27 protein-coding genes, 2 tRNA genes and 1 other RNA gene are annotated in these 25,225 nt (G+C 72.5%); 11 read left to right on the forward strand and 19 right to left on the reverse strand.

The features are described 5' to 3' along the window. Positions 1-6: 6 nt before the first annotated feature. The 3 genes from BLW85_RS20455 (at position 7) to BLW85_RS20465 (ending at position 4,320) form a co-directional block, all read left to right on the forward strand. On the forward strand, positions 7-1,308 hold the full coding sequence (locus BLW85_RS20455) for a bifunctional glycosyltransferase family 2/GtrA family protein (RefSeq protein ID WP_079172375.1): 1,302 nt from the start codon (positions 7-9) through the stop codon (positions 1,306-1,308). Next, entirely contained in the window at positions 1,305-3,494 is a 2,190-nt protein-coding gene (locus BLW85_RS20460; protein ID WP_079172376.1) for an ArnT family glycosyltransferase, read from the forward strand. The genes BLW85_RS20455 and BLW85_RS20460 overlap by 4 nt, the downstream gene beginning before the upstream one ends. Before the next feature lie 70 nt (positions 3,495-3,564). Continuing rightward, positions 3,565-4,320, forward strand: a complete 756-nt coding sequence (locus BLW85_RS20465) for a TetR/AcrR family transcriptional regulator (RefSeq protein ID WP_107409325.1) — start codon at positions 3,565-3,567, stop codon at positions 4,318-4,320. 22 nt (positions 4,321-4,342) lie between these two features. Here BLW85_RS20465 and BLW85_RS20470 read toward each other — a convergent pair whose 3' ends face one another. Further along, positions 4,343-4,813: a PPOX class F420-dependent oxidoreductase gene (locus BLW85_RS20470; protein ID WP_070028766.1), complete on the reverse strand. Its 471-nt coding sequence runs from the start codon at positions 4,811-4,813 to the stop codon at positions 4,343-4,345. A 195-nt stretch (positions 4,814-5,008) separates the two neighbouring features. Here BLW85_RS20470 and BLW85_RS20475 point away from each other — a divergent pair, with 195 nt between their 5' ends. Then, entirely contained in the window at positions 5,009-5,734 is a 726-nt protein-coding gene (locus BLW85_RS20475; RefSeq protein ID WP_079172377.1) for an ANTAR domain-containing protein, read from the forward strand. A 48-nt stretch (positions 5,735-5,782) separates the two neighbouring features. Here the strand turns inward: BLW85_RS20475 and BLW85_RS20480 are convergent, their stop codons facing one another. From BLW85_RS20480 to BLW85_RS20490, 3 genes are all read right to left on the reverse strand, one after another. Continuing rightward, positions 5,783-6,604, reverse strand: coding sequence for a YceI family protein (locus BLW85_RS20480; protein ID WP_070028765.1), 822 nt, complete (start codon positions 6,602-6,604; stop codon positions 5,783-5,785). Between the two features lie 99 nt (positions 6,605-6,703). Next, positions 6,704-9,205, reverse strand: coding sequence for an MFS transporter (locus BLW85_RS20485; RefSeq protein WP_070028764.1), 2,502 nt, complete (start codon positions 9,203-9,205; stop codon positions 6,704-6,706). Between the two features lie 88 nt (positions 9,206-9,293). Next, entirely contained in the window at positions 9,294-9,788 is a 495-nt protein-coding gene (locus BLW85_RS20490; protein WP_070028763.1) for a MarR family winged helix-turn-helix transcriptional regulator, read from the reverse strand. 206 nt (positions 9,789-9,994) lie between these two features. On the opposite strand from BLW85_RS20490, the gene BLW85_RS20495 reads away from it, so the two are divergent. Beyond that, positions 9,995-10,192, forward strand: coding sequence for a hypothetical protein (locus tag BLW85_RS20495; protein WP_071828728.1), 198 nt, complete (start codon positions 9,995-9,997; stop codon positions 10,190-10,192). A gap of 295 nt (positions 10,193-10,487) precedes the next feature. On the opposite strand, the gene BLW85_RS20500 is transcribed toward BLW85_RS20495, so the two are convergent. The 8 genes from BLW85_RS20500 to BLW85_RS20535 form a co-directional block, all read right to left on the reverse strand. Beyond that, positions 10,488-11,402, reverse strand: a complete 915-nt coding sequence (locus tag BLW85_RS20500; RefSeq protein ID WP_070028762.1) for an RNA polymerase sigma factor SigF — start codon at positions 11,400-11,402, stop codon at positions 10,488-10,490. Between the two features lie 367 nt (positions 11,403-11,769). Continuing rightward, on the reverse strand, positions 11,770-12,606 hold the full coding sequence (locus BLW85_RS20505) for an RNA polymerase sigma factor SigF (protein WP_070028761.1): 837 nt from the start codon (positions 12,604-12,606) through the stop codon (positions 11,770-11,772). Between the two features lie 189 nt (positions 12,607-12,795). Next, positions 12,796-13,089 carry a Dabb family protein gene (locus tag BLW85_RS20510; RefSeq protein ID WP_074992801.1) on the reverse strand — a complete coding sequence of 98 codons (294 nt, stop codon included), beginning with the start codon at positions 13,087-13,089 and terminating at the stop codon, positions 12,796-12,798. Positions 13,090-13,099: 10 nt separating this feature from the next. Beyond that, positions 13,100-13,279 (reverse strand): hypothetical protein, encoded by a 180-nt coding sequence (locus BLW85_RS20515; RefSeq protein WP_070028759.1) that lies wholly within the window; start codon positions 13,277-13,279, stop codon positions 13,100-13,102. 178 nt (positions 13,280-13,457) lie between these two features. Continuing rightward, positions 13,458-13,542, reverse strand: a tRNA-Ser gene (locus tag BLW85_RS20520). 45 nt (positions 13,543-13,587) lie between these two features. Then, complete coding sequence (gene tadA, locus BLW85_RS20525; protein WP_079172632.1) at positions 13,588-14,016, reverse strand: tRNA adenosine(34) deaminase TadA; 429 nt, start codon at positions 14,014-14,016, stop codon at positions 13,588-13,590. A 68-nt stretch (positions 14,017-14,084) separates the two neighbouring features. Then, positions 14,085-14,621, reverse strand: a complete 537-nt coding sequence (locus tag BLW85_RS20530; protein ID WP_070028757.1) for a tRNA adenosine deaminase-associated protein — start codon at positions 14,619-14,621, stop codon at positions 14,085-14,087. 311 nt (positions 14,622-14,932) lie between these two features. Then, positions 14,933-15,220 carry a hypothetical protein gene (locus BLW85_RS20535; RefSeq protein WP_070028936.1) on the reverse strand — a complete coding sequence of 96 codons (288 nt, stop codon included), beginning with the start codon at positions 15,218-15,220 and terminating at the stop codon, positions 14,933-14,935. A gap of 170 nt (positions 15,221-15,390) precedes the next feature. Here BLW85_RS20535 and upp point away from each other — a divergent pair, with 170 nt between their 5' ends. Beyond that, on the forward strand, positions 15,391-16,026 hold the full coding sequence (gene upp / locus BLW85_RS20540) for a uracil phosphoribosyltransferase (protein WP_070028935.1): 636 nt from the start codon (positions 15,391-15,393) through the stop codon (positions 16,024-16,026). 97 nt (positions 16,027-16,123) lie between these two features. On the opposite strand, the gene BLW85_RS20545 is transcribed toward upp, so the two are convergent. The 4 genes from BLW85_RS20545 to BLW85_RS20560 form a co-directional block, all read right to left on the reverse strand. Continuing rightward, on the reverse strand, positions 16,124-16,780 hold the full coding sequence (locus tag BLW85_RS20545) for a LytR C-terminal domain-containing protein (RefSeq protein WP_244174890.1): 657 nt from the start codon (positions 16,778-16,780) through the stop codon (positions 16,124-16,126). 128 nt (positions 16,781-16,908) lie between these two features. Further along, positions 16,909-17,205, reverse strand: a complete 297-nt coding sequence (locus tag BLW85_RS20550; RefSeq protein WP_004943146.1) for a type II toxin-antitoxin system VapB family antitoxin — start codon at positions 17,203-17,205, stop codon at positions 16,909-16,911. A gap of 217 nt (positions 17,206-17,422) precedes the next feature. Next, on the reverse strand, positions 17,423-18,118 hold the full coding sequence (locus BLW85_RS20555; protein ID WP_074992804.1) for an HdeD family acid-resistance protein: 696 nt from the start codon (positions 18,116-18,118) through the stop codon (positions 17,423-17,425). Positions 18,119-18,183: 65 nt separating this feature from the next. Continuing rightward, positions 18,184-18,777: an HhH-GPD-type base excision DNA repair protein gene (locus tag BLW85_RS20560; RefSeq protein WP_070028754.1), complete on the reverse strand. Its 594-nt coding sequence runs from the start codon at positions 18,775-18,777 to the stop codon at positions 18,184-18,186. 80 nt (positions 18,778-18,857) lie between these two features. Here BLW85_RS20560 and BLW85_RS20565 point away from each other — a divergent pair, with 80 nt between their 5' ends. The 4 genes from BLW85_RS20565 to BLW85_RS20580 are packed head-to-tail and all read left to right on the forward strand — an operon-like array spanning position 18,858 to position 22,813. Then, complete coding sequence (locus tag BLW85_RS20565) at positions 18,858-20,999, forward strand: penicillin acylase family protein (protein WP_074992805.1); 2,142 nt, start codon at positions 18,858-18,860, stop codon at positions 20,997-20,999. After that, positions 20,989-21,588, forward strand: coding sequence for a GNAT family N-acetyltransferase (locus tag BLW85_RS20570; RefSeq protein ID WP_070028752.1), 600 nt, complete (start codon positions 20,989-20,991; stop codon positions 21,586-21,588). Before BLW85_RS20565 ends, BLW85_RS20570 begins: the two co-directional genes overlap by 11 nt. Further along, the gene (locus BLW85_RS20575; RefSeq protein ID WP_074992806.1) at positions 21,585-22,061 is read left to right on the forward strand and encodes a cupin domain-containing protein; all 477 of its coding nucleotides are present in this window, start codon (positions 21,585-21,587) and stop codon (positions 22,059-22,061) included. The genes BLW85_RS20570 and BLW85_RS20575 overlap by 4 nt, the downstream gene beginning before the upstream one ends. Next, the gene (locus tag BLW85_RS20580; protein WP_074992807.1) at positions 22,058-22,813 is read left to right on the forward strand and encodes an SDR family NAD(P)-dependent oxidoreductase; all 756 of its coding nucleotides are present in this window, start codon (positions 22,058-22,060) and stop codon (positions 22,811-22,813) included. Before BLW85_RS20575 ends, BLW85_RS20580 begins: the two co-directional genes overlap by 4 nt. Positions 22,814-22,842: 29 nt before the next feature. Here BLW85_RS20580 and BLW85_RS20585 read toward each other — a convergent pair whose 3' ends face one another. The 3 genes from BLW85_RS20585 to BLW85_RS20595 all read right to left on the reverse strand — a co-directional run bounded on the left by BLW85_RS20585 (position 22,843) and on the right by BLW85_RS20595 (position 24,998). After that, positions 22,843-23,064, reverse strand: a complete 222-nt coding sequence (locus tag BLW85_RS20585; protein ID WP_070028749.1) for a hypothetical protein — start codon at positions 23,062-23,064, stop codon at positions 22,843-22,845. A gap of 130 nt (positions 23,065-23,194) precedes the next feature. Further along, a complete protein-coding gene (locus BLW85_RS20590; RefSeq protein WP_074992808.1) occupies positions 23,195-24,616 on the reverse strand; it encodes an ATP-binding protein in 1,422 nt (473 codons plus the stop codon). 294 nt (positions 24,617-24,910) lie between these two features. Next, positions 24,911-24,998: transfer RNA gene (locus BLW85_RS20595), tRNA-Ser, on the reverse strand. A 73-nt stretch (positions 24,999-25,071) separates the two neighbouring features. Between BLW85_RS20595 and ffs the strand changes: the two genes are divergently transcribed. Continuing rightward, positions 25,072-25,166: signal recognition particle sRNA small type (gene ffs / locus BLW85_RS20600), an RNA gene on the forward strand. The last annotated feature ends 59 nt before the right edge of the window (positions 25,167-25,225 follow it).

The raw sequence follows: 25,225 nt of genomic DNA on the forward strand, positions 1-25,225 counted from the left end.
GGTTCCATGCGAACCGACTCTTCTCCCGACGCGCCCCCCGGCGCCCTGCCGGCCCGGGAGCACCTGCCGGCCTCGGCCGCCGGCCCGGCCGTCCTGGACGTGGTGGTCCCCGTCCACAACGAGGAGCAGGACCTCCAGCCGTGCGTCCGCCGGCTGCACGGGCACCTGACGCGCACCTTCCCCTACGCCTTCCGCATCACCATCGCGGACAACGCCTCCACGGACACCACCCCGCTGGTCGCGGCACGGCTCGCGGCCGAGCTGCCCGGGGTGGGCGTCGTACGGCTGGAGCAGAAGGGCCGCGGCCGCGCGCTGCGCACCGTGTGGTCCGCGTCCGAGGCGCCGGTCCTCGCCTACATGGACGTCGATCTGTCCACGGACCTCAACGCCCTGCTGCCGCTGGTCGCGCCGCTGATCTCCGGCCACTCCGACCTCGCGATCGGCTCCCGGCTGGCCCGTTCCTCCCGGGTCGTGCGCGGGCCCAAGCGCGAGCTGATCAGCCGGGCGTACAACCTGATCCTGCGCAGCTCGCTCCACGCCCGCTTCTCGGACGCGCAGTGCGGGTTCAAGGCCATCAGGGGCGACGTCGCGCGGGTGCTGCTGCCGCTGGTGGAGGACAGCGGCTGGTTCTTCGACACCGAGATGCTGGTCCTGGCCGAGCGGGCCGGGCTCAGGATCCACGAGGTGCCGGTCGACTGGGTGGACGACCCGGACTCCACCGTGCACATCGTGCGCACCGCGGCCGACGACCTCAAGGGCGTGTGGCGGATCGGCCGGGCGCTCGCCACCGGTTCGCTGCCGCTGGACCGGCTCGCCCGGCCCTTCGGCGACGATCCGCGCGACCGTGAGCTGACCGGCGTACCCGGGGGGCTGGCCCGCCAGCTGGCCGGCTTCTGCGTGGTCGGCGTCCTGTCGACCCTCTTCTACCTGCTGCTCTACAGCGGTTTCCGGCAGTTCTGCGGGCCGCAGGCCGCGAACGCGTTCGCGCTGCTGGTGTCGGCCGTCGGCAACACGGCCGCCAACCGCCGGCTCACCTTCGGGGTGCGCGGCCGGGGCGGCGCGGTCCGCCACCAGGCCCGGGGCCTGCTGGTCTTCGCCATCGGACTCGCCCTGACCAGCGGTTCCCTGGCCGCCCTCGACGCGGCCGACGGCCACCCCGCGCACTCCACCGAACTGGCGGTCCTCGTCACCGCCAACCTCGCCGCGACCGTCCTGCGGTTCCTGCTCTTCCGCGCCTGGGTCTTCCCCGACCAGCGGCGGCCGTACGACGCCGGAACCGGCACCCACTCCTGCGAAGGGCCCCGATGAGCACCTCCCACGACCGCCCGCTCGACGCGTCACCGGGGCCGGCCGGCACGGCCGTGCCGGGGCCGCCGCCGGCCGCCGCGCCCCGGCCGTCCCTGCCGCACCGGCTCTGGCGCGGCCGTCCGGAGGACCCCCGCTGGGCACGCCCCGCCCTCCTCGGGCTGCTCGCCGCCACCCTCCTGCTCTACCTGTACGACCTGAGCGCCTCCGGCTACGCCAACTCCTTCTACTCGGCGGCCGTCCAGGCGGGCAGCAAGTCCTGGAAGGCACTGTTCTTCGGCTCGCTGGACGCGGGCAACGCCATCACCGTCGACAAGCCCCCGGCCTCGCTGTGGCCGATGGAACTGTCGGTGCGGCTCTTCGGCCTGAACTCCTGGGCGATCCTCACGCCCGAGGTGCTGATGGGCGTGGCGACCGTGGCCGTGGTGTACGCCGCGGTGCGCCGCCGGTCCGGTCCCGCGGCCGGTCTGATCGCGGGCGCCGTGCTCGCGCTGACCCCGGTCGCGGCGCTGATGTTCCGGTTCGACAACCCGGACGCCATGCTGGCCCTGCTGATGTCGGTGGCCTGCTACCTCGTCGTACGGGCGCTGGAGGACGGCCGGACGCGATGGCTGGTGTGGGCCGGGGCCGCGATCGGCCTCGCGTTCCTCGCCAAGACGCTCCAGGCGTTCCTGATCCTGCCGCCGCTCGCGCTGGTGTACGCGGTGTGCGCACCGGTGCCGCTGAAGAAGCGCCTCGGGCAACTGGCCGCCGCGGCCGTCGCGTTGGTGGTGTCCGGGGGCTGGTGGGTCGCCGTCGTCGAGCTGTGGCCTGCCTCCTCCCGCCCGTACATCGGCGGCTCGCAGCACAACAGCTTCCTGGAACTGACCTTCGGCTACAACGGGTTCGGCCGGCTCAACGGCGAGGAGACCGGCAGCGTCGGCGGCGGTGGCGCTCCCGGCGGCGGTGGCGGCGGGATGTGGGGGACGACCGGCTGGGACCGGATGTTCGGCTCCGAGGTCGGCGGCCAGGTCTCCTGGCTGCTGCCCGCCGCGCTGATCCTGCTGGCCGCGGGTCTGGTGGCGGCCCGCGGGCGGGGGCGCACGTCGGTCACCCGCTCCGCGCTGCTGGTCTGGGGCGGGTCCCTGCTGACGACCATGGCGGTGTTCAGCTACATGGCGGGCATCTTCCACCAGTACTACACCGTGGCCCTCGCCCCCTACGCGGCGGCCGTCGTCGGCACGGGCGCCGGGCTGCTGTGGGAGCGGCGCCGCGAGACGTGGGCGGCACTCGCGCTCGCCGCGTCCGCGGTGGCGGCCGCGACCTGGGGGTACGTGCTGCTCAACCGCACTCCGGACTACCTGCCCTGGCTGAAGTGGCCGGTTCTGGTGGGCGGTCTGCTGGCGGCCCTCGGCCTGGTCTTCGCGGGGCGTCTCGTGCGGCGGGCCGCCCTCGGCGCGGCGGCCCTGGCCGTCGTCGCCGCGCTGGCGGGTCCCACCGCCTACACCCTGAGCACGGTGGCCTCCGGGCACGAGGGCTCGATCCCCACGGCGGGTCCGGCGGGCGCGAGCACGATGGGCTTCGGCGGCGGCCGGCCCGGCGGCGCGAAGGGCGGCTTCGGCAGCGGGGGCAGGCCGGGGGGACAAGGCATGCCGGGCGGTCCGGGAATGCCCGGAGGTCAAGGGATGCCCGGCGGTCAGGGGATGCCGGGCGGAGGGAGCGGGAACGGGTTCCCCGGTCCCGGCGGCGACCTCGCCGGCGGTTTCCCGGGCGGCGCGCGCACCGGCGAGGGCGGGGGCCCCGGCGGCTTCGGCGGGCTGCTGAACGGCACGGACGTCGGCTCGGCGGCCAAGGCGCTGCTGGAGAAGGACGCCTCCCGCTACACCTGGGTCGCCGCGTCCATCGGTTCACAGAACGCGGCGAGCTACCAACTCGCCACCGGCGACCCGGTCATGGCGATCGGCGGCTTCAACGGCACCGACCCGTCGCCGACGCTCGCCCGGTTCGAGAAGTACGTGGCCGACGGCAGGATCCACTACTTCATCGCCGGCGGCGCCATGGGCGGCGGCATGGGCCGGGGCGCGGAGGGCGCCGGGGGCGGCGGCAGCGGCACCGGCTCGCAGATCAGCTCCTGGGTCCAGAGCACCTTCAAGAAGGTGACCGTGGGCTCGGCCACCTTCTACGATCTCACCCAGCGCGCGAAGGGCTAGCGGAAACGGCAGCGCGGGCAGCGGGGCCGTGCGGGGCCCCGACCGGCCGGAGACAGAGGAAGGTGTGCCGGTGGCGAAGTCGGCGGGGCGGTCGGCGCGGGACAGCGTGTGGCTGCGGGAGACGCCGCGGCGCGGCGGGCGCGCCGGGCAGCCCTCCGGACTGGACCGGGAGCGGATCACCGCGGTGTCCGTACGGCTCCTGGACGCCGAGGGCCTGGCCAGGTTCTCCATGCGGCGCCTGGCCGGCGAGCTGAACGTCACCGCGATGTCCCTGTACTGGTACGTCGACACCAAGGACGACCTGTTCGAACTCGCCCTCGACGCGGCCTTCGGCGAACTGCGGCTGCCCGGCGAGGACGACCCCTCCGACTGGCGGGAGCAACTCCGGGCGCTGGCCGCCGAGTACCGGCGGCTGCTGGTGCGTCACCCCTGGCTGTCCCGGCTGGCCGGCCAGTATCTGAACATCGGGCCCCACGCGCTGGACTTCTCCCGCAGCATGCAGCGCGTCCTCGGCGGCTCCGGGCTGCCCGCGCACCGGGTGATGAGCGCGATCTCGGCCGTCTTCCAGTTCGTCTACGGCTACGGCACGACGGAGGCCCAGTTCATGTCCCGGATCGCCGACAGCGGCCTGACCCCGGACGACTACCACGAGCAGGCCCTGGACTCGGTGCGGCAGGACCCCGGCATCGCGCAGTTCCTCAAGGACTCCGTGCCCCTCATGGACGCCCGCGGCGGGGGCACGGTCGCCGAGCTGATGGACCGTGACTTCACGTTCGCCCTGGACCTGCTGATCGCCGGGATCGAGGTGATGGTCGAACGGGGATGACGGGGTGCCCCCCCGTCAGGCCTCACTCCCCGCTGGCCAGCCGCGCCGGGAAGCCGCCGGTGGCCACCGGCCCCCAGCGCTCGGGCGTGACCCGGATGATCGACTTGCCCTGCTTGAGCATGGCCGCCCGGTACTCGTCCCAGTCGGGGTGCTCACCGGCGATGTTGCGGTAGTACTCGACCAGCGGTTCCACCGAGTCGGGGGAGTCGATCACCTCGGCGGTGCCGTCGATCTGCACCCAGGGGCCGTTCCAGTCGTCGCTGAGCACGACCAGGGCGACCCGCGGGTCCCGCTGGGCGTTGCGGGTCTTGGCCCGCTCCGGGTAGGTCGAGACCACGATCCGGCCGGAGTCGTCCACCCCGCAGGTCAGCGGAGAGGCCTGCGGGGCGCCGTCGGCGCGGCGGGTGATCAGCAGCGCGCGGTGGCGGGGCCGTACGAAGTCCAGCAGTTCGTCCAGGGAGACACGGGTGTTGGTCGCGATGTTCGGTGCCATGGCCGCAGCCTAGAACGCGAAGCGGTGCGCGAGCCTGACCCTGCTGGGCACAGGCTCGGCGCGCCGGACCGACGGCCGGTGCGGGCGGCACCGGTGCAAGGTCACTTCACCGCAATGGAGCAGCTAGAGTTCTTCTGTCCTGTGCTCGCAGTCGGGAATGTGCTGCGGAGCTCTCCTGCGCATGGCCGTACGGTCATGTCAACCGAGAGGTTCGTGGTGGCCGCGTCCGACTTTCCCGTGTACGACTTTTCCGCGTATGACGTCTCCGAAGCGACCCGTTCCCCGGGCGGTCTCGACCTGGCCGAGGCCCTGACGGCGGCGGCGCGCGAACTGCACGGGAGCCCTACGCCCGGTGCCACGCTGGACACCGCCGTACGGCTCGCGGTGCGCCTGCTGCCCGGCGCCGAACACGCCGGGGTCTGCGAGCTGGAGCGCGGGGAGGCGCGGCGCGCCCTCGCCTGGACCGACGACCTCGTGCGCGACGCCGAGGTCCCCGAACCGCCGCACTGGGAGCGGCTGTGGACCTCGCCGGTGGTGCGGGTGGCGGACAGCGGCGGCGCGGACGGCGAGGGCCAGGAGCTGCGCTCGGTGCTGTCCATGCGGCTGCGCGCCGACAAGCGCCGGCTGACCGTGCTGACGGCCTACTCCCGGGAACCGGGCGCCTTCGACGAGACGGCCGCCCGGCTCGGCCGGCTGTTCACCGCGCATGTGAGCCTCGCCCTCAACTCGGTCACCGTGCGCGAGCAGTTGACGGAGGCCATGCACACCCGCGACCTGATCGGACAGGCCACCGGCATCCTGATGGAGCGCCTGGAGATCGACGCCCAGGCGGCCTTCGACAGCCTGGTGCGCGCCTCCCAGCGGGAGAACGTCAAACTGCGCGACCTGGCCCGGCGCATCGTGGGCGCGACGGAGAACTGACAGGGCCCGCCGACCGTCCAACGGTCGGCGGGCCCCTGTGCGGGAGGGTCAGGCCGCGGGCAGGCTGTCCCCCTGCACCGCCTGGATGTCCAGCTGCACCTTCAGCGTGGTGCCGATGGCGGCGATGCCCGCCTGGAGGACCTGGTTGTAGTTCATCGCGAAGTCCTCGCGGTGCAGCTCCGCCGTGGCGCGGAAGGCAGCGCGGGTGCCGCCCCACGGGTCGGCGCCGGTGCCGAGGTAGGCGAGGTCCAGGTCGACCTGGCGGACCACGCCGTGCAGCGACAGCTCGCCGTGCACGGTCCAGCGGTCCGGGCCCGCCTGGGTCAGCCCGGTGGACCGGTAGGTGATCTCCGGGTGGGTCTCGACGTCGAGGAAGTCACCGGAGCGCAGGTGCGTGTCGCGCATGCCGTTGCCGGTGTCGATGGACCCGGCCTTGATCACCGCCTCCACCCGGGACTTGGCGACGTCGTCCGGCGCGATCTCGATGGTGCCGCCGAAGTCGGTGAACCGGCCGTGCACGCTGGAGATCCCCAGGTGCTGGGCGACCGCGGCGACCGAGGAGTGCGCCGGGTCGATGGTCCAGGGGCCGGGCGGGGGCAGCTCGGTGCCGCCCTGCCGGGCCAGGGTCACGGCGCCGATCTCGGCCCGTCCGCTCGCGGTGACGATCGCGCTGGAGGCGGCCGGCGCGTAGCCGACGGCCGTCACGATCACGGTGTACGCCCCCGGCGCCAGTTCGGTGGTGTCCCTTACGGCCCCCTCGGCGTCCGCCTCGGCCCGCAGCACCTGCGTACCGGTCATGTCGGTCACCGTGACGACCGCGTGCGACACGGCCCACCCGTCCCGCGTACGGATCTTCGCGGTCAGTCCCATCCCGTTTTCTCCCTGCAAAGCCTTACAAATCGGTCGTGAGAAACCGGCCCGTGGCGGGCACCTCCGGTCGGAGCGTGCCCCGCCACGGGCCGGGTGGAACTACTCGCCGGGGTGGGCGAGTTCGATGTCGTGACCGTCGGCCCCGGTGCCGGTGACGGTCAGCGCGGTCGCCACCGGCGGGTAGCCGGTCGCGATGACGGTGTACTCACCGCTGTCCAGGTCGGTGAAGGCGTACGCGCCGTCCTCACCGGTGGTGGCGGTGCCGACCACGTTGCCCGCCTGGTCGACCAGGGTCACCCGGGCGTCGGCCAGCGGACCGTGCGGGGCCCGGACCACGCCCTGGAGCTGGGCGCCGGCGTCGAGGTCGACGCCGATCCGGGTGATGCCGGTGGTGGCCACCTCGACCGGCAGCGCCCGCGGCCGGAAGCCGGCCGCGTTGACGGCCACGGTCACCGGACCGGGCACCAGGTCGGTGAAGGCGAAGTCGCCTTGCTCCCCGGTGGCGGCGGTGGCCAGCAGGTCACCGCGCACGTCGGTGACGATCACCATGGCGTCCTTGACCGGCTGCGCGCTCCCGGCGGCCCGCACCACACCGGTCAGCCCGCTGGTGCCGCTGAGCAGGATGTCGTACGACAGCGGTTCCTCGCCCACCACGATGGTGGAGGCCTGCGGCTGGTAGCCGTCGGCGGAGGCGATCAGGACGTACGAGCCGGTGCCGGGGGCGGCCAGCGCGTAGGAACCGTCGCCCTGGGCGACCGCGCGGCCGAGCTGACGGCCGGCCAGCGAGATCAGGGTGACCGCGGCCTGCGGGACCGGGGCGCTCTCGGCGCCGCGGACGAAGCCGTGCACCGGGGTGCCGTCCCCGCCCGAGCCGGGCTCGGCGACGGTCGCCACGGCGGTCATCGGCGCGGCGGAGGCGGTCGCGGTCGCCAGCGCCTCGGCGGCGCCGACCACCGGAGCGGCTGCGGTCAGGCTGGGTACCTTCTCCTCGGCGGGCTCACCCGGCACGTTCTGCATGGTGGCGTTCTCCATCGTGGTCTCGACGGGCGCGGCGGCCTCGGCCGTCGTCCCGCTCTTCTCCTGCGCGGCCTGGGCCAGCGCGCCGGTCGTCCGCAGCGGGACCTCCTTGATGAAGATCACCAGGATGAAGGCGACCAGGGCGCAGGGCGCCGCATAGAGGAAGACGTCGGCGATGCCGTGACCGTAGGCGCCTTCCAGCCAATGCCGGATCGGCAGGGGCAGGCTGTTCATGTCGGGCAGGTCGCTGCCGCCCATGGCCTTGGCCGCGGCCATCCGGGCCTTCGGGCTCAGCTCGCCGATGGTGCTGGTGGCGTAGTGGGTGATCCGGCCGGACATGACCGAGCCGAGCACACCGACGCCGACCGCGCCACCGAGGGAGCGGAAGAAGCTCACCGTGGAGGAGGCGGAACCGAGGTCCTTCGGGGCGACCTGGTTCTGCGTGGACAGCACCAGGTTCTGCATCATCATGCCGACGCCGATGCCCAGCAGCGCCATGTAGATGGCCAGCTGCCAGTAGGGGGTGTCGTAGCGCATCAGGCCGAGCAGGGCCAGACCGGCCGTGAGCAGCAGACCGCCGGTGACCAGCCAGTTCTTCCAGCGTCCGGTGTTGGAGATGATCCGCCCGGAGACCATGGAGGAGATGAACAGACCACCGATCATCGGGATGGTCATCACACCGGACATGGTCGGGGACTTGTCCCGCGCCAGCTGGAAGTACTGCGAGAAGAAGACGGTGCCCGAGTACATGCCGACACCGACGAACAGCGAGGCCGCCGAGGCCAGCGAGATCGTGGGGTTGCGGAACAGGCGCAGCGGGATGATCGGCTCGGACGCCTTGGACTCGGTGAGGACGAACAGCAGGCCGAGCACGATGGTGCCGCCCACCATCACGTAGGTCTGCCACGACAGCCACTCGTACTTGTCGTTGGCGAAGGTCACCCAGAGCAGCAGCAGCGAGGCGCCCGCGGTGATGAAGAAGGCGCCGAGCCAGTCGACCTTGACCTTGCGCTTGACGACCGGCAGGTGCAGCGTCTTCTGGAGGACGATCAGCGCGATCACCGCGAACGGGATGCCGACGAACAGGCAGTAGCGCCAGCCGAGCCAGCTGGTGTCGGTGATGACACCGCCGAGCAGCGGACCGCCGACGGTGGCGACGGCGAAGGTGGCGCCGGTGTAGCCGGAGTAGCGCCCGCGCTCACGCGGGGAGATCATCGCGGCCAGGATGACCTGCACCAGGGCGGAGAGACCGCCGGCGCCGAGGCCCTGGATCGCACGGGCGGTGATCAGCATCGCCGGGTTCTGCGCGAGACCGGCGATGACCGAACCGGCCACGTAGATGACCAGGGCTATCTGGACGAGCGCCTTCTTGCTGAACAGGTCGGACAGCTTGCCCCACAGGGGCACCGAGGCGGTCATCGTCAGCAGGGCCGCGGTGACGACCCAGGTGTAGGCGGACTGGCCGCCACCGAGGTCCTTGATGATCGTCGGCAGTGCGTTGGTGACGATCGTCGAGGACAGGATGGCGGCGAACAGGCCCACCAGGAGGCCGGAGAGGGCCTCCATGATCTGCCGGTGGGACATCGGGGCGTCGCCCGCCGAGGAGCCTCCCCCGTGCTTGGCGTGAGCCCGCACACCGGCTGGTGTGGTCGTTGCCATGGGCTTCCTTTACTTACGTGCTTGCGGGTGTACGGGTGGTCTTTTCGACTACGGGGGTGGGCGGCCGGGCCGAGGGCGGCCGGCAGTCGCCGAAGGACGAGCGCAGGCGGGTCATCAACCCGATCAGCTGGCCGACCTCGTCGTCGGTCCAGTCGCTGAGCCGCTCGGCGAGCACCTGCGTGGTGCGCCGGGACAACTCGTCGAGCTGCTCCAGACCCGCGGGCGTCAGGCGCAGGATGCGCGAGCGCTTGTCCGCCGGGTCCGGGTCCCGCTCGATCCAGCCGCGCGCGGCGACGTGCGCGACATGCCGGCTGGTCACCGACAGATCCACGGCGAGCAGCTCTGCCAGCTTGCTCATGCGCATGTCTCCGTGGCGGCCGAGCAAGGTCAGCACGGCCGCCGAGCCGCCCGGGCAGTCCGTCGGCAGCACCCGCACGAGGTCCCGTTTCACGGCGCCGACGGCGCTGAGCTGACGCGCCAGCTCTTCAAACTGCGCCTGCTCGGCCATCACACCTCCCGTATTCGTTGCTTGGGGCAACCATAAATGGGATTGGTTGCTACAGGCAAATAACTGGGGGGCCTTCCGCGTAAAACCTTGGCAAAGGCAAGCGTTGCGGTCGTGAATATGCAGGTCGGAGCGGGGGGCCTGTCCCCGTCTGTCCCGGTGGCCCCCCACTTGGGCGGCAGGGGCCGTCTTCGCTAAGGTCTCGGGCCATGGCTAACACCCAGGGCCCCCAGGGCAATTACGACCCTGCCGGCAGCACTCAGATGTTCCGCGCGTTCGTCGACGAGGCTCCGCAGGGGCGCCAGCAGCAGGCGGCCGCCCCCTCCGGCCCGCGCATCGGTCTGATCATCGGCGTCGTCGTGGCGCTCGTGGTGGTGGCCGGGGTCGCCTGGCTGGCGCTGAAGTAGCACACCCCTTCCGCAGGGCCCGCGGGTCCCGCGGTGATCCGTTCCACCGGACGGAGGCGTTCCGCGTCTCGGTGTGCGTGCCCCGGCGGCACGCCAGGCGTCGGCGCGGACCGTCCAGGTGTGGTCCGGGCGCCCGCCCGGACCGGCGCACGCCCCCGACACCGTCCCCGGACAGACGCCGGCCGCCGACGCTCCCGCGAGGGCGCGTCGGCGGCCGGCGATCCGGGCGTCGTACGGAGCATCCCGTGACGAAGCATCCGGCCAACGTGGCCGACGCCTCGTCAAGGGAGAGGGATCAGTCCGAGATCAGACCCTCGCGCAGCTGGGACAGGGTCCGGGTGAGCAGGCGCGAGACGTGCATCTGGGAGATGCCGACCTCCTCGCCGATCTGCGACTGGGTCATGTTGGCGAAGAAGCGCAGCATGATGATCCGCCGCTCCCGGGGCGGGAGCTTGGCCAGCAGCGGCTTGAGGGACTCGCGGTACTCGACGCCCTCCAGGGCCGTGTCCTCGTAGCCGAGCCGGTCGGCCAGGGAGCCCTCGCCGCCGTCGTCCTCCGGGGCCGGGGAGTCCAGCGAGGAGGCGGTGTACGCGTTGCCGACCGCGAGGCCGTCGACCACGTCCTCCTCGGAGACGCCGAGCACGGCGGCCAGTTCGGTGACCGTCGGGGAGCGGTCCAGCTTCTGCGACAGCTCGTCGCTGGCCTTGGTGAGGGCCAGGCGCAGCTCCTGGAGGCGGCGCGGGACCCGCACCGACCAGGAGGTGTCCCGGAAGAAGCGCTTGATCTCGCCGACCACCGTGGGCATCGCGAACGTCGGGAACTCCACGCCCCGTTCGCAGTCGAAGCGGTCGATCGCCTTGATCAGGCCGATGGTGCCGACCTGGACGATGTCCTCCATCGGCTCGTTGCGCGAGCGGAACCGCGCCGCCGCGTAGCGGACCAGCGGCAGGTTCAGTTCGATCAGGGTGTCCCGGACGTAGGCGCGCTCGGGGCTGTTCTCGTCGAGCGCGGCGAGCCGCAGGAACAGGGAGCGGGACAGGGTGCGGGTGTCGATGGCCTCGCCCGTGGCGGGGGTGGCCGGAGCCGGCACGGCATCGAGGGCCGTGACGCCCTCGATGCCGTCGAGGACGTCGAGTGCGTCGAGCTCCTTGGGCGCCGCCTCGCTCTTCGCGGGCGTCAGCACCTTCGAGCTGCCCTGTTCTGCGGACATGCCACCCCCTTTGGGTCGCGGGACGGTCGCGGCCGCGTCGTCGGTCGAGAACGCAGCCTTCACCTGAATACCGGAGCCGGGGCTCCGGCAAACGCGTCTCCCGCAGAATGTCACATGTCGGCAACGCGCTGTAGTGACATGTCGACATGAGAGACGCGAATCACCGCTGGAGAAAAGGGGTCTGACGGACAGTCGGGCCGGAAGTGTCGGCAACGGCCCTGGTGAGCGAATCGCTCGCGGCGGTGAGCGCTCGATCTGGTTTGCGATGCAGGGCTGTTCGGGTGTGTGCTTCGGTGCGCCCACCATGCTCCCGCCATGTCGTCCGGTATTCGCCCGGAACTCTGTTATACGGCGGAGCGGTTATCAGTTATGCGTCGATGCGGTTCGCTGAGCGCAGTCTCTGGAAGCTGCGGGCGAGCAGGCGCGAGACGTGCATCTGGGAGACCCCGAGTTCCGCGCTGATCTGTGACTGGGTCAGATTGCTGTAGTAGCGCAGCAGCAGGATCCGCTGCTCGCGCTCGGGGAGCTGGACGAGGAGGTGGCGGACCAGGTCGCGGTGTTCCACGCCGTCCAGGGCCGGGTCCTCGTAGCCGATGCGGTCCAGCAGCCCCGGCAGCCCGTCGCCCTCCTGCGCGGCCTCCAGGGAGGTCGCGTGGTACGAGCGGCCCGCCTCGATGCAGCTGAGCACCTCCTCCTCGCTGATCCGCAGGCGCTCGGCGATCTCGGCGGTGGAGGGGGAGCGGCCGTGCAGCGTGGTCAGGTCCTCGGTGGCGCTGTTGACCTGCACCCACAGCTCGTGCAGCCGGCGCGGTACGTGCACGGTGCGGACGTTGTCCCGGAAGTACCGCTTGATCTCGCCGACCACGGTCGGCATGGCGAACGTCGGGAACTGCACGCCCCGGTCCGGGTCGAAGCGGTCGATGGCGTTGATCAGGCCGATGGTGCCGACCTGGATCACGTCCTCCATCGGCTCGTTGCGGGAGCGGAAGCGGGCGGCGGCGTAGCGCACGAGCGGGAGGTTCGCCTCGATCAGCGCTCCCCGCACCCGGTTGTGCTCCGGCGTGCCCGGGGCGAGCTGCTTCAGCTCGGTGAAGAGCACCTGGGTCAGGGCGCGGGTGTCTGCGCCACGGCGCTTCCCGGGGTTCACAGAGGCGGGGACGGGGGCCTCCTCCTGGGGCGGCGCAGTACTGGCCGACACGGTCAACGCCACCTCTTCGGTCAATCATCCGTCAAAAGCGGTCATAGCATCACAAGACATGTGCACTGTGTGCAAGCACCTGATAACGCCGTGTTGGTTTCAAACATGGGGGAACCGGGGCGGAAAACGCGGGAAAGCCCCCCGCCTGCGCGGCGGAGGGCTTCGGAGCGGAAGGCGCCCTGGAAGGGCGAGGTGTCAGAACTCGTAGTCCGCGATCACCCACGTGGCGAACTCACGCCACAGGGCGACACCCGCCTGGTGGGCGGGGTGGTCCAGATAGCGCTGGAGGGCCTCGGTGTCCTCGACGGCCGAGTTGATCGCGAAGTCGTAGGCGATCGGCCGGTCGGTGATGTTCCAGGCGCACTCCCAGGCCCGCAGCTCCTTGATCTGCTCGGGGAGCGCCCGGAAGGCCGCCTCGCCCGCCACCACCCGCGGATCGTCGCGCCGTACGCCCTCGTCGAGCTTGAACAGGACCAGGTGGCGGATCATGCGGAGTACCTCAGCTCTTTCCTCCGTTGGCGGCCCAGGTCATGAAGTCCCCGATGGCCCTGGCCGCGTTGGATATGCCCTCGAAGCCTATCTGGACGTAGTCGGCCGCCCGGGCGGGGTCCGTGATGATCACGTACAGCACGAAGACCACGAGCGCGTACACCACGATCTTCTTGGCGTTCATCGCCACCGCGGCCTCCCTAGTGTCCGTGTCCATGGCCCGTGAGGCCCCTGTTGCCGGCGGCGAGTGTAACGGTCATGCCTTTGTCGGGGACCAACGGCCCGCCGGGCAAGGGGTTTTGGGCGCCGCTCCCGCGGGGGCGGGAACGCGGAAAGGGCCCCGTCGTGAGACGGGGCCCTTTCGAAAGCGGTAGCGGAGGGATTTGAACCCTCGGTGACTTGCGCCACACTCGCTTTCGAGGCGAGCTCCTTCGGCCGCTCGGACACGCTACCGAGGGAGACCTTACAGCACGGTGGGGCATGGTCAGAAATCGGTGTTCAGCGATCCCGGAAGAAATCCGTGAGAACGGCGGCGCACTCCCCCGCGAGCACTCCTTCGATCACCTCGGGCCGGTGGTTGAGCCGCCGGTCGCGCAGCACGTCCCACAGCGAACCGGCCGCGCCCGCCTTGTCGTCCCTGGCGCCGTAGACCACCCGGTCCACCCGGGACTGCACCAGAGCGCCCGCGCACATCGTGCACGGCTCCAGGGTGACCACCAGGGTGCAGCCGGTCAGCCGCCACTGCCCGAGCCGCGCGGCGGCCCGCCGGACGGCGAGGACCTCCGCGTGGGCCGTGGGGTCGCCGGTGGCCTCGCGCTCGTTGTGCCCGGTCGCGAGCACCGTGCCGTCCGGCGCCAGCACGACGGCCCCGACGGGGACGTCCCCGCCCCGGACGGCCAGTACGGCCTCGTCCAGGGCGAGTCGCATCGCCTCCCGCCAGCGGTCGCGCACCGGGTCCGGTGCCGGACGCGGGGTGCCCACCGGGTGGCCCGCGGTCAGCGGACGGTCTCCAGCACCTCCGAGGCGCCCAGGGCCTCGGCGATCGAACCGAGCGCGTCGTCGGCGTCCAGGGTGCGCAGTTCCTTCTCGCTGATGCCCAGGTCGTCGAGGATCTCGCCGTCGCCGACCGGGCTGTGCGGCACCGCGTCGGACCCGGTGGTCTCCTCCTCGTCCTCGACGGCCTCGGACTCGCCGTCCTCCGTGCCGTCGAGGTCCAGGGAGTCCAGGTCGGGGCCGTCGGTGGCGCCGGGTTCCCGGCCCAGCAGCTCGTCGGTGAGCAGCAGCTCACCGTAGGCGCTGCGGGCGGCGGCGGCCGCGTCCGAGACATAGATCCGAGGGTCGTCCTCCCCGTCCACCCGGACGACGCCGAACCAGGCGTCCTCCTGCTCGATCAGGACGAGCACCGTGTCCTCCTCGGGAGAGGCTTCACGGGCCAGGTCGGCCAGATCCGACAGGGTCTCCACATCGTCGAGCTCTGTGTCGCTCGCTTCCCACCCGTCTTCGGTGCGCGCGAGCAGTGCGGCGAAGTACACCGTGACTCTCCCACTGGTCATAGGCGTGCCGGTTGGGGGTCCCCCCGGCGGAGGTTCTTGGGCGGCTCCGAGCCCCACCCACTCGGAATCGTGGCAGAAACTAGGCGTTCAGGGGACGTCTTCGGCTCCCTGTGTCTGGCGGTTTCGAGCGTGCGTCCCCATCGGGTCGCCAGCGGCTTCGTTGCGGCCACCTGCGGATCGTACGCGGCTTTGGCGGGCGCTCACGCACGCCCACCTCGGAAACTCCGGCGCGGGCGACGATCTTCCTCACCCACTTCTTGCCGACCGGCCCCCAGCTCAGGGCACCCGCCCTACCAGCGGAACGTCTGCATCCGCAGCGCGTGGCGGAGCCGGGCCGCCTTGGCGCGTCGCGGCTGCACCCGGGCCCGCAGCGCCCGGGCCTCCGCCAGCTCGCGCAGGAACCGGGCCCGGCGGCGGCGCCGCTCGGCGTCGGTCTCGGGGGCGTCGGGCGCGCTCCTCCCGCGCTCCGCGGTGGCGGGCCCGGCCGTCGTGTCCCCGGGAAAACCGGGGCCGTTTGTCCCCCGCTTGGTGGGGCCGGCCTTCCTCCGCCCGGCGGGGCCGGGCTTCCCCGTCCGTATGACGTCGTCGGGGCCGTGCGGCCCCCTCGTTCCGCTCCCGGTCGCGTCGTCGGGCGTCTCAGGCAGGTCAGACACGTCACACCACCCCAGTCCGTCCTTCCCCGTTTTCCCCCGGCCGGCCGGTTTGACGCCCGCGCCGACCGGTCCGGGGCGCAGGTACGGTTATGGGCATGCGTCTCCATGTCGTCGACCACCCCCTGGTCGCTCACAAGCTCACCACGCTGCGCGACCAGCGCACCGACTCCGCCACCTTCCGCCGTCTCGCCGACGAGCTGGTCACCCTGCTCGCCTACGAGGCCACGCGGGACGTGCGCACCGAGAACGTCGACATCGACACGCCGGTCGCCCGCACCACGGGTGTCAAGCTCGCCCGTCCCCGCCCGCTGGTCGTCCCGATCCTGCGCGCCGGTCTCGGCATGCTGGACGGCATGGTCCGGCTGCTGCCGACCGCCGAGGTGGGCTTCCTGGGCATGCTCCGCAACGAGGAGACGCTCCAGCCCTCCGCGTACGCCACGCGGATGCCGGAGGACCTCTCGGGCCGCCAGGTCTACGTCCTCGACCCGATGCTGGCCACGGGCGGCACGCTGGTCGCCTCCATCCGCGAGCTGATCAAGCGCGGCGCCGACGACGTCACCGCCGTGGTGCTGCTGGCCGCCCCCGAGGGCGTCGAGCTGATGGAGCGCGAGCTGGCGGGCACCCCGGTCACGGTGGTCACCGCCGCGGTCGACGACCACCTCAACGAGCAGGGTTACATCGTCCCGGGCCTCGGCGACGCGGGCGACCGGCTGTACGGCGCGGCCGAGTAACCGGCGTCCGCGACGCCGTGAGAGGGCGGCCCGGCATGCGGTCCGGCCGCCGGGGCGTGAATCGGGCGCGGCGGGTGCCCGCCCGAGGAGAAAGGCTTCAGCAGCCCTTTTCCGCGGAGCCTGCCGAAGCCGTGGGCGCGGGTGCCGTGAGGACGGTCAGGGCCCGCGCGGCGTCCGCGGGCTTGGCCAGCCCCTTGAACCCGTCCCCGAGGACGAGGTCCAGGTCGGCCTTCTTGCGCCCGTCGGCCCGCTGCTCGACGCCCGCGACCTGGGCGCCGAGCACCGGCAGCGAGGTGTGCAGGGCGGCGGCCGGTCCGAGGACCAGTGCCGTGCCCTTCACCTTCTTGTCGTACTCCGTGGTCGCGTTGCCCACGTCACCGATCTTGAAGCCGCGCTTCTTCAGCTCGTCCGCGGTGTCCTTGGCCAGCCCCGAGCGCGTGGTGGCGTTGTAGACGTTGACCGTGATCCGGCCGGGCTCGGGCAGCGGGTTCGCCTGGCGCGCGGACGCGGCCCTGGTCCCGCCGGCCGCGTCCTTGGGCCCGCAGTCCTTCTTCGCGCGGGAGGCGGCCGGATTGCCGCCCGTGAAGACGTCGATGAGCTGGAGCGTGCCCCAGCCGAGCAGGCCGAGCGCGCACACGGAGGCCAGAACGGCCACGACCAGCCTGCCCCGCCGCCGAGGCGGGCGCATCCGGGGGTATTTCGCCCCCGTGATCCGGTACTTGCCGCCCATGCCGGGGGGAGTCAGCATGCTCATGAACGCAGCGTAGTGTGCCCGAGCGGCGATGCCTATTAGATGATCAGTACAGGCCGCCAGTGGAACCCGAAAGGGTCAATCGGCGGACGCCGCACGGCCGATGAGCGGCCGGCCGCGGGGCCGCCGGGTCAGTCCAGTTCGAGCACGCGCGCGTGCAGCACCTGGCGCTGCTGGAGCGCGGCGCGCACCGCGCGGTGCAGACCGTCCTCCAGGTAGAGGTCGCCCTGCCACTTCACGACATGCGCGAAGAGGTCGCCGTAGAACGTCGAGTCCTCCGCCAGCAGGGTCTCCAGGTCCAGCTGCTGCTTGGTGGTCACGAGCTGATCGAGGCGGACCGGGCGCGGTGCGACGTCCGCCCACTGCCGGGTGCTTTCCCGGCCGTGATCGGGGTACGGCCGGCCGTTTCCGATGCGCTTGAAGATCACACGGAAAGCCTACCGGCCCAGACGTTCCGGGCGCAGCCATGGCGCCCGAGTGCGGCCCTTGAAAAGGTCGAGCAAAACGGGTGAACGCGTACCTTTCGGGGCGCGGGCTCGGGTCGTTTCCCGCCTCCGCCGGGAACGGCGCCCCCGGCGCGCCGTCCGCCGCGCACCCGTTGTGCACAGGCTGTGGACCGGGAGCCGGCGCCGGGGCGGCGGGCCTTCACACGGTCTGCGGCACCTGCCGCGCCCGATGCCGGATGCGGAACGCGGTGATGATCTCGGTGACGCCGACCACCACCAGCCAGATGCCGCCGACGAGGGTCAGCACCGCGACCGACCGGAAGGGCGAGTCGATCAGCACGATCCCGGCGACGAAGGTGAGGACGCCCAGGAAGGCCTGCCAGCCGCGGGCGGGCATCCGGGGGTCGGAGACCGCGGCCATGGTGTGCGTGACGCCGCGGATCAGCCAGCCGATGCCGATCCACAGGGCGAGCAGCAGGATCGACTGCATGGGCCCGCGGAAGCAGAGCAGCCCGAGCAGGATCGACAGCGCGCCGCTGATGAACGCCAGCACCCGCAGCGAGGTCGCCTGGTGCGTGCCGAAGGCGGCGACCAGCTGGAAGACACCGCTGACCAGCAGGTAGAGCCCGAAGAGGACGCCGGCCACGAGCAGTGAGTGGCCGGGCCAGACCAGGATCAGGATGCCCAGGACCAAGGAGGCGACCCCGGTGACCAGGACCACCTGCCAGGCGGCCCGGGACAGGGCGTGCAGCGGGCCTTCGAGGGGCGGCTCGGGTTCGAGCCGCCCGCGGTGCCCGTGCGGTTCGCGCGCGGCGCCCGGCGGGTGCCCGCCGTGGACGTGCTGGTCGTCGTACTCGCGGCCCCACTGAGGGCCGTGGCTCGATGCCTCGGTCATGCTCCATGCTCGGAACGGTGGGGCGCGCACCGCCACCCGGGTGGGCCACCAGGCTTACCCGGCCCCTACTTCCGGGCTGCCTTGGCCGCCTTGGCCGCGGCCTTCATCTCCTGCTTGTGGGCCCGCACCCTGGCCAGCGAGTCCGGTCCGGTGATGTCGGCGACGGACCGGTGGGACCCGGGCTCGCCGTAGGCACCGGCGGCCTCCCGCCAGCCGGCCGGCGTGACCCCGAGCTGCTTGCCCAGCAGCGCGAGGAAGATCTGCGCCTTCTGCCGGCCGAAGCCGGGCAGGTCCTCCAGCCGCTTGAGCAGCTCGGCCCCGCTGCCCGCGTCCTTCCAGACGGCCTCCGCGTCCCCGTCGTAGTGCTCGACCAGGTACCGGCACAGCTGCTGGACGCGCTTGGCCATGGAGCCCGGGTAGCGGTGCACGGCCGGCTTCTCGGACAGCAGGGCGGCGAAGGCCTCCGGGTCCATCGCGGCGATCTCGTGCGCGTCCAGGTCCGCGGCGCCGAGCCGGTCGGCGATGGTGCGGGGCCCCTTGAACGCCCACTCCATCGGGATCTGCTGGTCCAGCAGCATGCCGGTGAGGGCGGCGAGCGGCGAGCGTCCGAGCAGCGCGTCGGCCTCCGGGTCCTGGGCGAGGTGCAGGGTGACGTCCATGGGTCGATGATCTCGCGTCGCGTACGATTCCTCCATCAATCGAGAGTTAGGCTAGCCTTACCTAAGAAACGGAGGGCCGGGTGGCCGCCGAGACCTACCGCGACGCCTGGGGCGTCCCCCATCTGCGGGCGGCCGACGTCCACGAACTGGCCCGCGCGCAGGGCCGCGTCACCGCGCTCGACCGGGCCTGGCAACTGGAGGTCGAGCGGCACCGCGCCCAGGGCACCTCCGCGTCCTTCCTCGGCGCCCCGGCCGCCTCCTGGGACGTCCTCGTCCGCCGGGCCCGCCTCGCCGACACCGCCCGCCGCTGCTTCACCGCGCTGGAACGCCGGGACGCGGAGACGGCGCGGTGGGTCCGGGCGTACGCCGACGGCGTCAACGAGGGACTGCCGGCCGGCGCCCGACGCGCCCCCGAGTTCGCCCGCGCCGATCTCGCCGCGGGCCGCTGGGAGCCCTGGACCCCGCTCGCCGTCTGGCTCGCCACCCACCTCCTCTTCGCGGGCTTCCCCGCCAAGCTCTGGCGCGAGCGGGCGATCCGGCACCTGGGCCCGGACGCGGTCGGCCTGTTCGCCACCGACGGCCCCGGCACGGCCGGCAGCAACGGCTGGCTGGTCGGCGGCGCCCGCACCACCACCGGACACGCGCTCCTCGCCGGCGACCCCCACCGGTTCATCGAGGACCCCGGCGTCTACCAGCAGATCCGGCTGTCCTGCCCCGAGTTCGACGTCGTCGGATTCGCCGTCCCCGGCACCCCCGGCATCGCGCACTTCGGCCACGCCGGCACGGTCGCCTGGGGCATCACCAACGCCATGGCCGACTACCAGGACCTCTACCGCGAACGGCTGCGCCGCGCCGGCCCGGAGGTCCGGTGCCTCGACCCGGACGGCACCTGGCGCACCGCGCACTCCCACCGGGAGACGGTCGACGTCGCGGGCGCGCCCCCGATCGAGATCGAGGTGATCGAGACGCCACGGGGGCCGGTGATCGCGGGCGGCCCGGCGGGGCCGACGCACCGGCCGGAAGCCGCCGAGACGGGAGGAGCCGCCGAGTCAGGGACCGCCGACGGCGAGGGCGCGGCGCTCGCGCTCCGCCACCCGCCCCGGGTCACCGAGGACCTCGGCTTCGGCGCCCTCCTCCCGCTGCTGCGCGCCACCACCGTCGCCGACGTCGACCGTGCCCTGGACGCCTGGGTCGAGCCGGTGAACGTCGTACAGGCCGCCGACACCGAGGGCGGCACCCTGCACCGCGTCGCCGGGCGCGTGCCGCTGCGCGCGCGGGCCAACCGCCTCCACCCGGTCCCCGCCTGGCGCCCCGGCCACGACTGGCGGGGCTGGCACGAGATGCCGTACGCCCTCGTCCCGGACGGCATCGCGGTGATGGCCAACCAGCGCGGCCCGGCCGCTCCCCTCGGCGTCGAGTTCGCCCCGCCGCACCGCGCCGACCGCATCCGCGCCCTCCTCGGCACGCGCACCGCCTGGAGCGCCGAGGACATGCCCGCCCTCCACATGGACACCCACCTCGCCTCCGCCGCGCCCCTGCTCGACCACCTCGCCGCGCTCGACGGCCTCACCCCCGCCGCGTCCCGGCTGCGCGACCGCCTGCTCGCCTGGGACCGCCACATGGACGCCGGCAGCACCGACGCGGCGGCCTACGCGGCACTGCGCGGCGCGGTCGTGCGCCGCCTCGCCGCGCACCCGGCGTTCGCCCCGCTCGCCGAGCCCCCGGCCCGCTGCCCCGAGGTGCTGCGACCGTGGCTGGCGCTCGTCCCGCGCATCGGCTACGCCCTCGAACACCTGCTGCGCGCCGAGGAGTCGTACGGAGTCGACCGCCCGGCCCTGGTGCGCGCGGCCCTGGAGGAGACGGCCGCCGCGCCGCCCGCCGGAGACTGGTCCGACACCCACCGCCTGGCCCCCTGGCAGGCGCTGCCGGACGCCCCGGCCACCCCCGGCCTGGCCGGCGACCACGACTGCGTGCTGTGCACCTCGGCCGTCCCCGGTCTCACCGACCGCGCCGCCCGGGGCCCGGCCGCCCGCTACGTCTGGGACCTGGCCGACCGGGACCGCAGCCGCTGGATCGTCCCCTTCGGCGCCGACGGCGTCGCCGGCAGCCCCCACCACCGCGACCAACTCCCCCTGTGGCTCGGGGGAGAACTGGCCCCGGTCGTCACCGACTGGGCCCTGCTCACCCGCGACCGCACCGAGGAGCACCACCGTGACCACTGACCCGCACGAGCCGTACGAGCAGCACGTCGACGGTTTCGGCACCGTCCGCGTCCGCCCCCTGGACCCGGCCGCCGACGCGGCCGTGGTCCACGCCTGGGTGAGCGAGGAACGCGCCGCCTTCTGGGGCATGAACGGCCTCACCCGCGACCAGGTCGCCGAGATCTACGCCCACATGGCCGGCCTCGACACCCACCACGCCCACCTGGTCACCAAGGACGGCGCCCCGGCCGCCCTGTTCCAGACGTACGAACCGGCCGCCGACCGGGTCGGCGAGTGCTACGACGTACGCCCCGGCGACCTCGGCGTCCACGTCCTCCTCGCCCCCGCGGGCCCCGGCGGGCCGCGCCCCGGCTGGAGCCACGCGCTGCTGACCGTGCTGACGACGTACGCGCTCACCGCCCTCGGCCGGCGCAGGCTCGTGATCGACCCCGACGTGCGCAACGCCAAGGCGATCGCCCGCTTCCTGCGCCAGGGCTTCGTGCCCGGACCGGCCGTCGTCCTGCCGGAGGTGGACCTCCCGGACGTGTACCTCCCCGAGAAGCACGCGCGACTCGCCTTCCTGGAGCGGCCGGTAGCCTTCCCCGGGTGACGACCGCGGACGAGCTGATCGCGCACTACGGACTCGAACCGATCCCCCGCGAGGGCGGGCTGTTCCGCCGCACCTGGGCGGGCCCGCCGCGGGCGGACGGCCGTCCGGAGGGGGCCGCCATCGTGGCACTGCTCACGGCGGACGACTACTCGGCCCTGCACCGGCTGCCGTACGCCGAGATCTGGCACTTCTACCTCGGCGACCCGCTCGAACTGCTGCTCCTCGCCCCCGACGGCACCAGCGGCACCGCCGTCCTCGGCCCCGGCCTGGGCTCGGGCCAGCGGCTCCAGCTGACCGTGCCGGCCCGCACCTGGATGGGCGCGCGGGTGGCGGCGGGCGGCGCGTGGACGTTCTTCGGCTGTACGACGGCCCCCGGCTTCACCTACGCGGACTACGAACACGGCGACGCGGCGGACCTCACGGCGCGTTATCCGTCCGAGGCCGCCCGGATCAGGGAACTGTGCCGCCCATGAGCCTGCTCGACGGACAGACCGCCCTGGTGACCGGCGCGGGCGGCGGCATCGGCCGCGCCATCGCACTGCGCTTCGCCGAGGAGGGCGCGGCGGTCGCCCTGCACTGCCGTACGGCGGTGGGCCCGGCCGCCGAAGCCGCCGCCCGGATCCGGGAGCTGGGCGGCGAGGCGGTCGTGCTCCAAGCGGACCTGACGGACGAGGACGCCTGCCACCGGCTGGTCGGCGAGGCCGCGCGGTGGTCCGGCGGCCGGCTCACCGCGCTGGTCAACAACGCGGCCGTGCAGCCGGTGCGGCCGCTGCCGGGGATGACGGCGGCCGAGTGGCGGACGGTGGTCGACACCAACCTCACCAGCGTCTTCGCCTGCACCCAGGCCGCCGCCGCCCGGATGCGCGGCGGCGGCACCATCACCCACATCGCCTCCGTCGAGGCGGCCCGTCCGGCCCCCGGCCACGCCCACTACGGCGCGGCCAAGGCGGCGGTGGTGACGCACGCCCGCGCGGCCGCCCTGGAGTACGGCCCCGAGGGCATCCGCGTGAACACGGTCTCGCCCGGACTGATCGACCGTCCGGGCCTGGCGGAGGACTGGCCGGACGGCGTCCGCCGCTGGCTCGCCGCGGCCCCGGCGGCCCGCCTGGGCCGCCCCGAGGACGTGGCCGACGCGTGCGTCTTCCTGGCCTCGCCCCTGGCCTCCTGGATCACCGGGCACGACCTGGTGGTGGACGGAGGGGTGTCGGCGCGGCCCACGTGGTGAGCACGCGGGCGAGCGGGGCCCCGGGGGGCCTACAGCTTGGTCATCTTGGTGTAGGGGCTGGAGATCCGCTTCTGCGCCGAGCCGAAGTCCACGAGCGCCGCGACTCCGTCCTCGATGCCGATCACCCGGCCGAGACCGTACACGTCGTGCGTGACCTGATCCCCCAGCGCGAAGTGCTTGGGAGCCGGGACGACCGGGGCCTTGAAGGGGCTGGTGGGCAGATGACGCTTGGGCGCAGCGGACTTTGTCATGACTCAGTATGCGCCCACGGAGCCGCGTTCCGCGGCCCTCGGGGCAATCGGGAGAGTGCCGGCGCCGTGCCGTCGGGGCAATCGGTGCTGGTGGAGGGGCAGGGACGGGTTCGTCATCATTGGCTGCCGCTCATGTTCTGCGCCAAGCGCCGAGCAGTTCCTCGGGGCCGTACGCCGCCTGCAGCCCGGAACAGTCGACCCCGTTGCGGGAGACCGCCACGAGCGGCACCGGTTCGTCGGTGACCGCCGCCCGGTGCTTGTGCAATGCGGCCAGGTCGTGGCCGTCGAACGGAGAGTTCTCCAGCCACTTGACCGAGCCGAGGAAGAGCAACTCCTTGGCCACCGGTTGCCGGTCGGCGCCGACCAAGTCGATTTCGACGTCGTTGCTGCGGGTCCAGTACCCGCCGATCGCCGGGGCGGCGGGCAGGCGCCCGTCCGGCAGGAGACGGGCGAGGGATTCCCGCACCAGGGGCTCGATCGCGCGGCCGCGCCAGCTCGTCCACTGTTCCTGGATGCGGCTCAGCGTGAGATCTCCCCGCATCCGCTCGATCTCCGCCATGTGCGGATCCAGAAACGCGAGCCAGAACCGCAGGTAGGGGTCTGCCACCCGGTAGCGGCGTTCTTTCGACGGCCGCGGTGAGAGGGGCAGTTCGGCGGCTACGACCCGTTTCTCGGTCAGGACGTCGGTGGCCCGGGTGAGAGTGGTGTGGGCGATGCCGCCGGCCGCGCGCGCGATGTTGGTGAAGGTCCGCTCTCCGGATCCGATGGCTCGCAGGACCTCCCTGCTCATCGCCTGTGGTGGAAACTCCGCGGCCAGTGAGCGTTCGGCGGAGACCAGCAGGGCCGAGATGGGGTTCTCCAGCGAGTCGCGGAGGAACTCCCAGATGTCGGCCCCGGGCCGCCACTCCGCGCAGATCAGGGGGAGACCGCCCGTGACCAGCGCGGCGTCGAACGCGGCCGCCGGAGACAGACCGAGCATCTCGCCGATGTCGGCGGGGTTCAGCGGCCCGACGATCATCTCCCGCCCCCGCTGGTGGAAGGGACGGTCGTAGCTGTTCAGCGCCTCCATCATCGACAGATCGGACCCGACCAGGAGGAGAAGTACCGGCTTGCGGCTGAGCAGCCGGTCCCACGCCCGCTGCAGCATGCCCTCGAAAGCGTCGATGCGGTCCATGAGATACGGAACCTCGTCGAGGACCACCACGCTCGGGCGGTCGTCGGGAAGGATCTCCGCGAGCAGCCTGAAGGCCGCGTTCCACTGCGCCGGCGTCTCCTCGGAGAACAGTTCCCGCTCCGGCAGGGTGGATCTCGCGACGGCGTCGAGCAGTTCTGCCAGTTCGTCCTCCGCTGTGCCGCCCGCGGCGGTGAAGAAGAGGTAGGGCGTCTCGGAACGCCGGAGGAACTCCTCGACGAGGCTGGACTTGCCCACCCGACGCCTCCCCCGCATGAGGATGCACTGACCGGCCTTCGCCGACCCGACGGCATCGTGAACGGCCTGCAAGGCGTTGCCGAGCACCTTCAGTTCGCGTTCCCGCCCGATGAAGCGACGCAAGCGAGCCTCCCGCTGGAGATGGTATCTCCAGCGATACTATCGTCGCCGATACCATCTGGTACTCGGGATGCTGTGGGTGCTCGACAGCGTGCCGCTGGGGTACGTCTTCGCCTCGCCCGCATGCGCGCCCGGTACGTGCATGTGACGGGAGTCATGCTGGGAAAGGTCGTTCAGCAGGTCGGTGACGCGCTCTGGGCGTCACCGGGCTCCGGGAAATAGCCGACTGAGACGGACAACGTCGAAGGGCCCCACTGCGAACAGTGGGGCCCTTCGACATCGTGCCCGGTGAGGCACTGGCGGAGGATACGAGATTCGAACTCGTGAGGGGTTGCCCCCAACACGCTTTCCAAGCGTGCGCCCTAGGCCTCTAGGCGAATCCTCCGCCGGAAACATTACATGACCGAGGGGAGTGCTCGCGAACTCGTTCCCGCAGGCTCGGATCGGGTACTCTCTGCGTAGCCCCTCACGCGGCGCTATCTGACTGAACTCCCCCAGGGCCGGAAGGCAGCAAGGGTAGGTCGGCTCTGGCGGGTGCGTGGGGGGCGTCTGCGTTCCCGGGCCCGGGCGGGCGCCCGGCGTCGGCGGGCGGGGCCGGTTGTCGGTGGGCGC

The sequence above is a fragment of the Streptomyces misionensis genome (assembly GCF_900104815.1).
Taxonomy (GTDB): Bacteria; Actinomycetota; Actinomycetes; order Streptomycetales; family Streptomycetaceae; genus Streptomyces; species Streptomyces misionensis.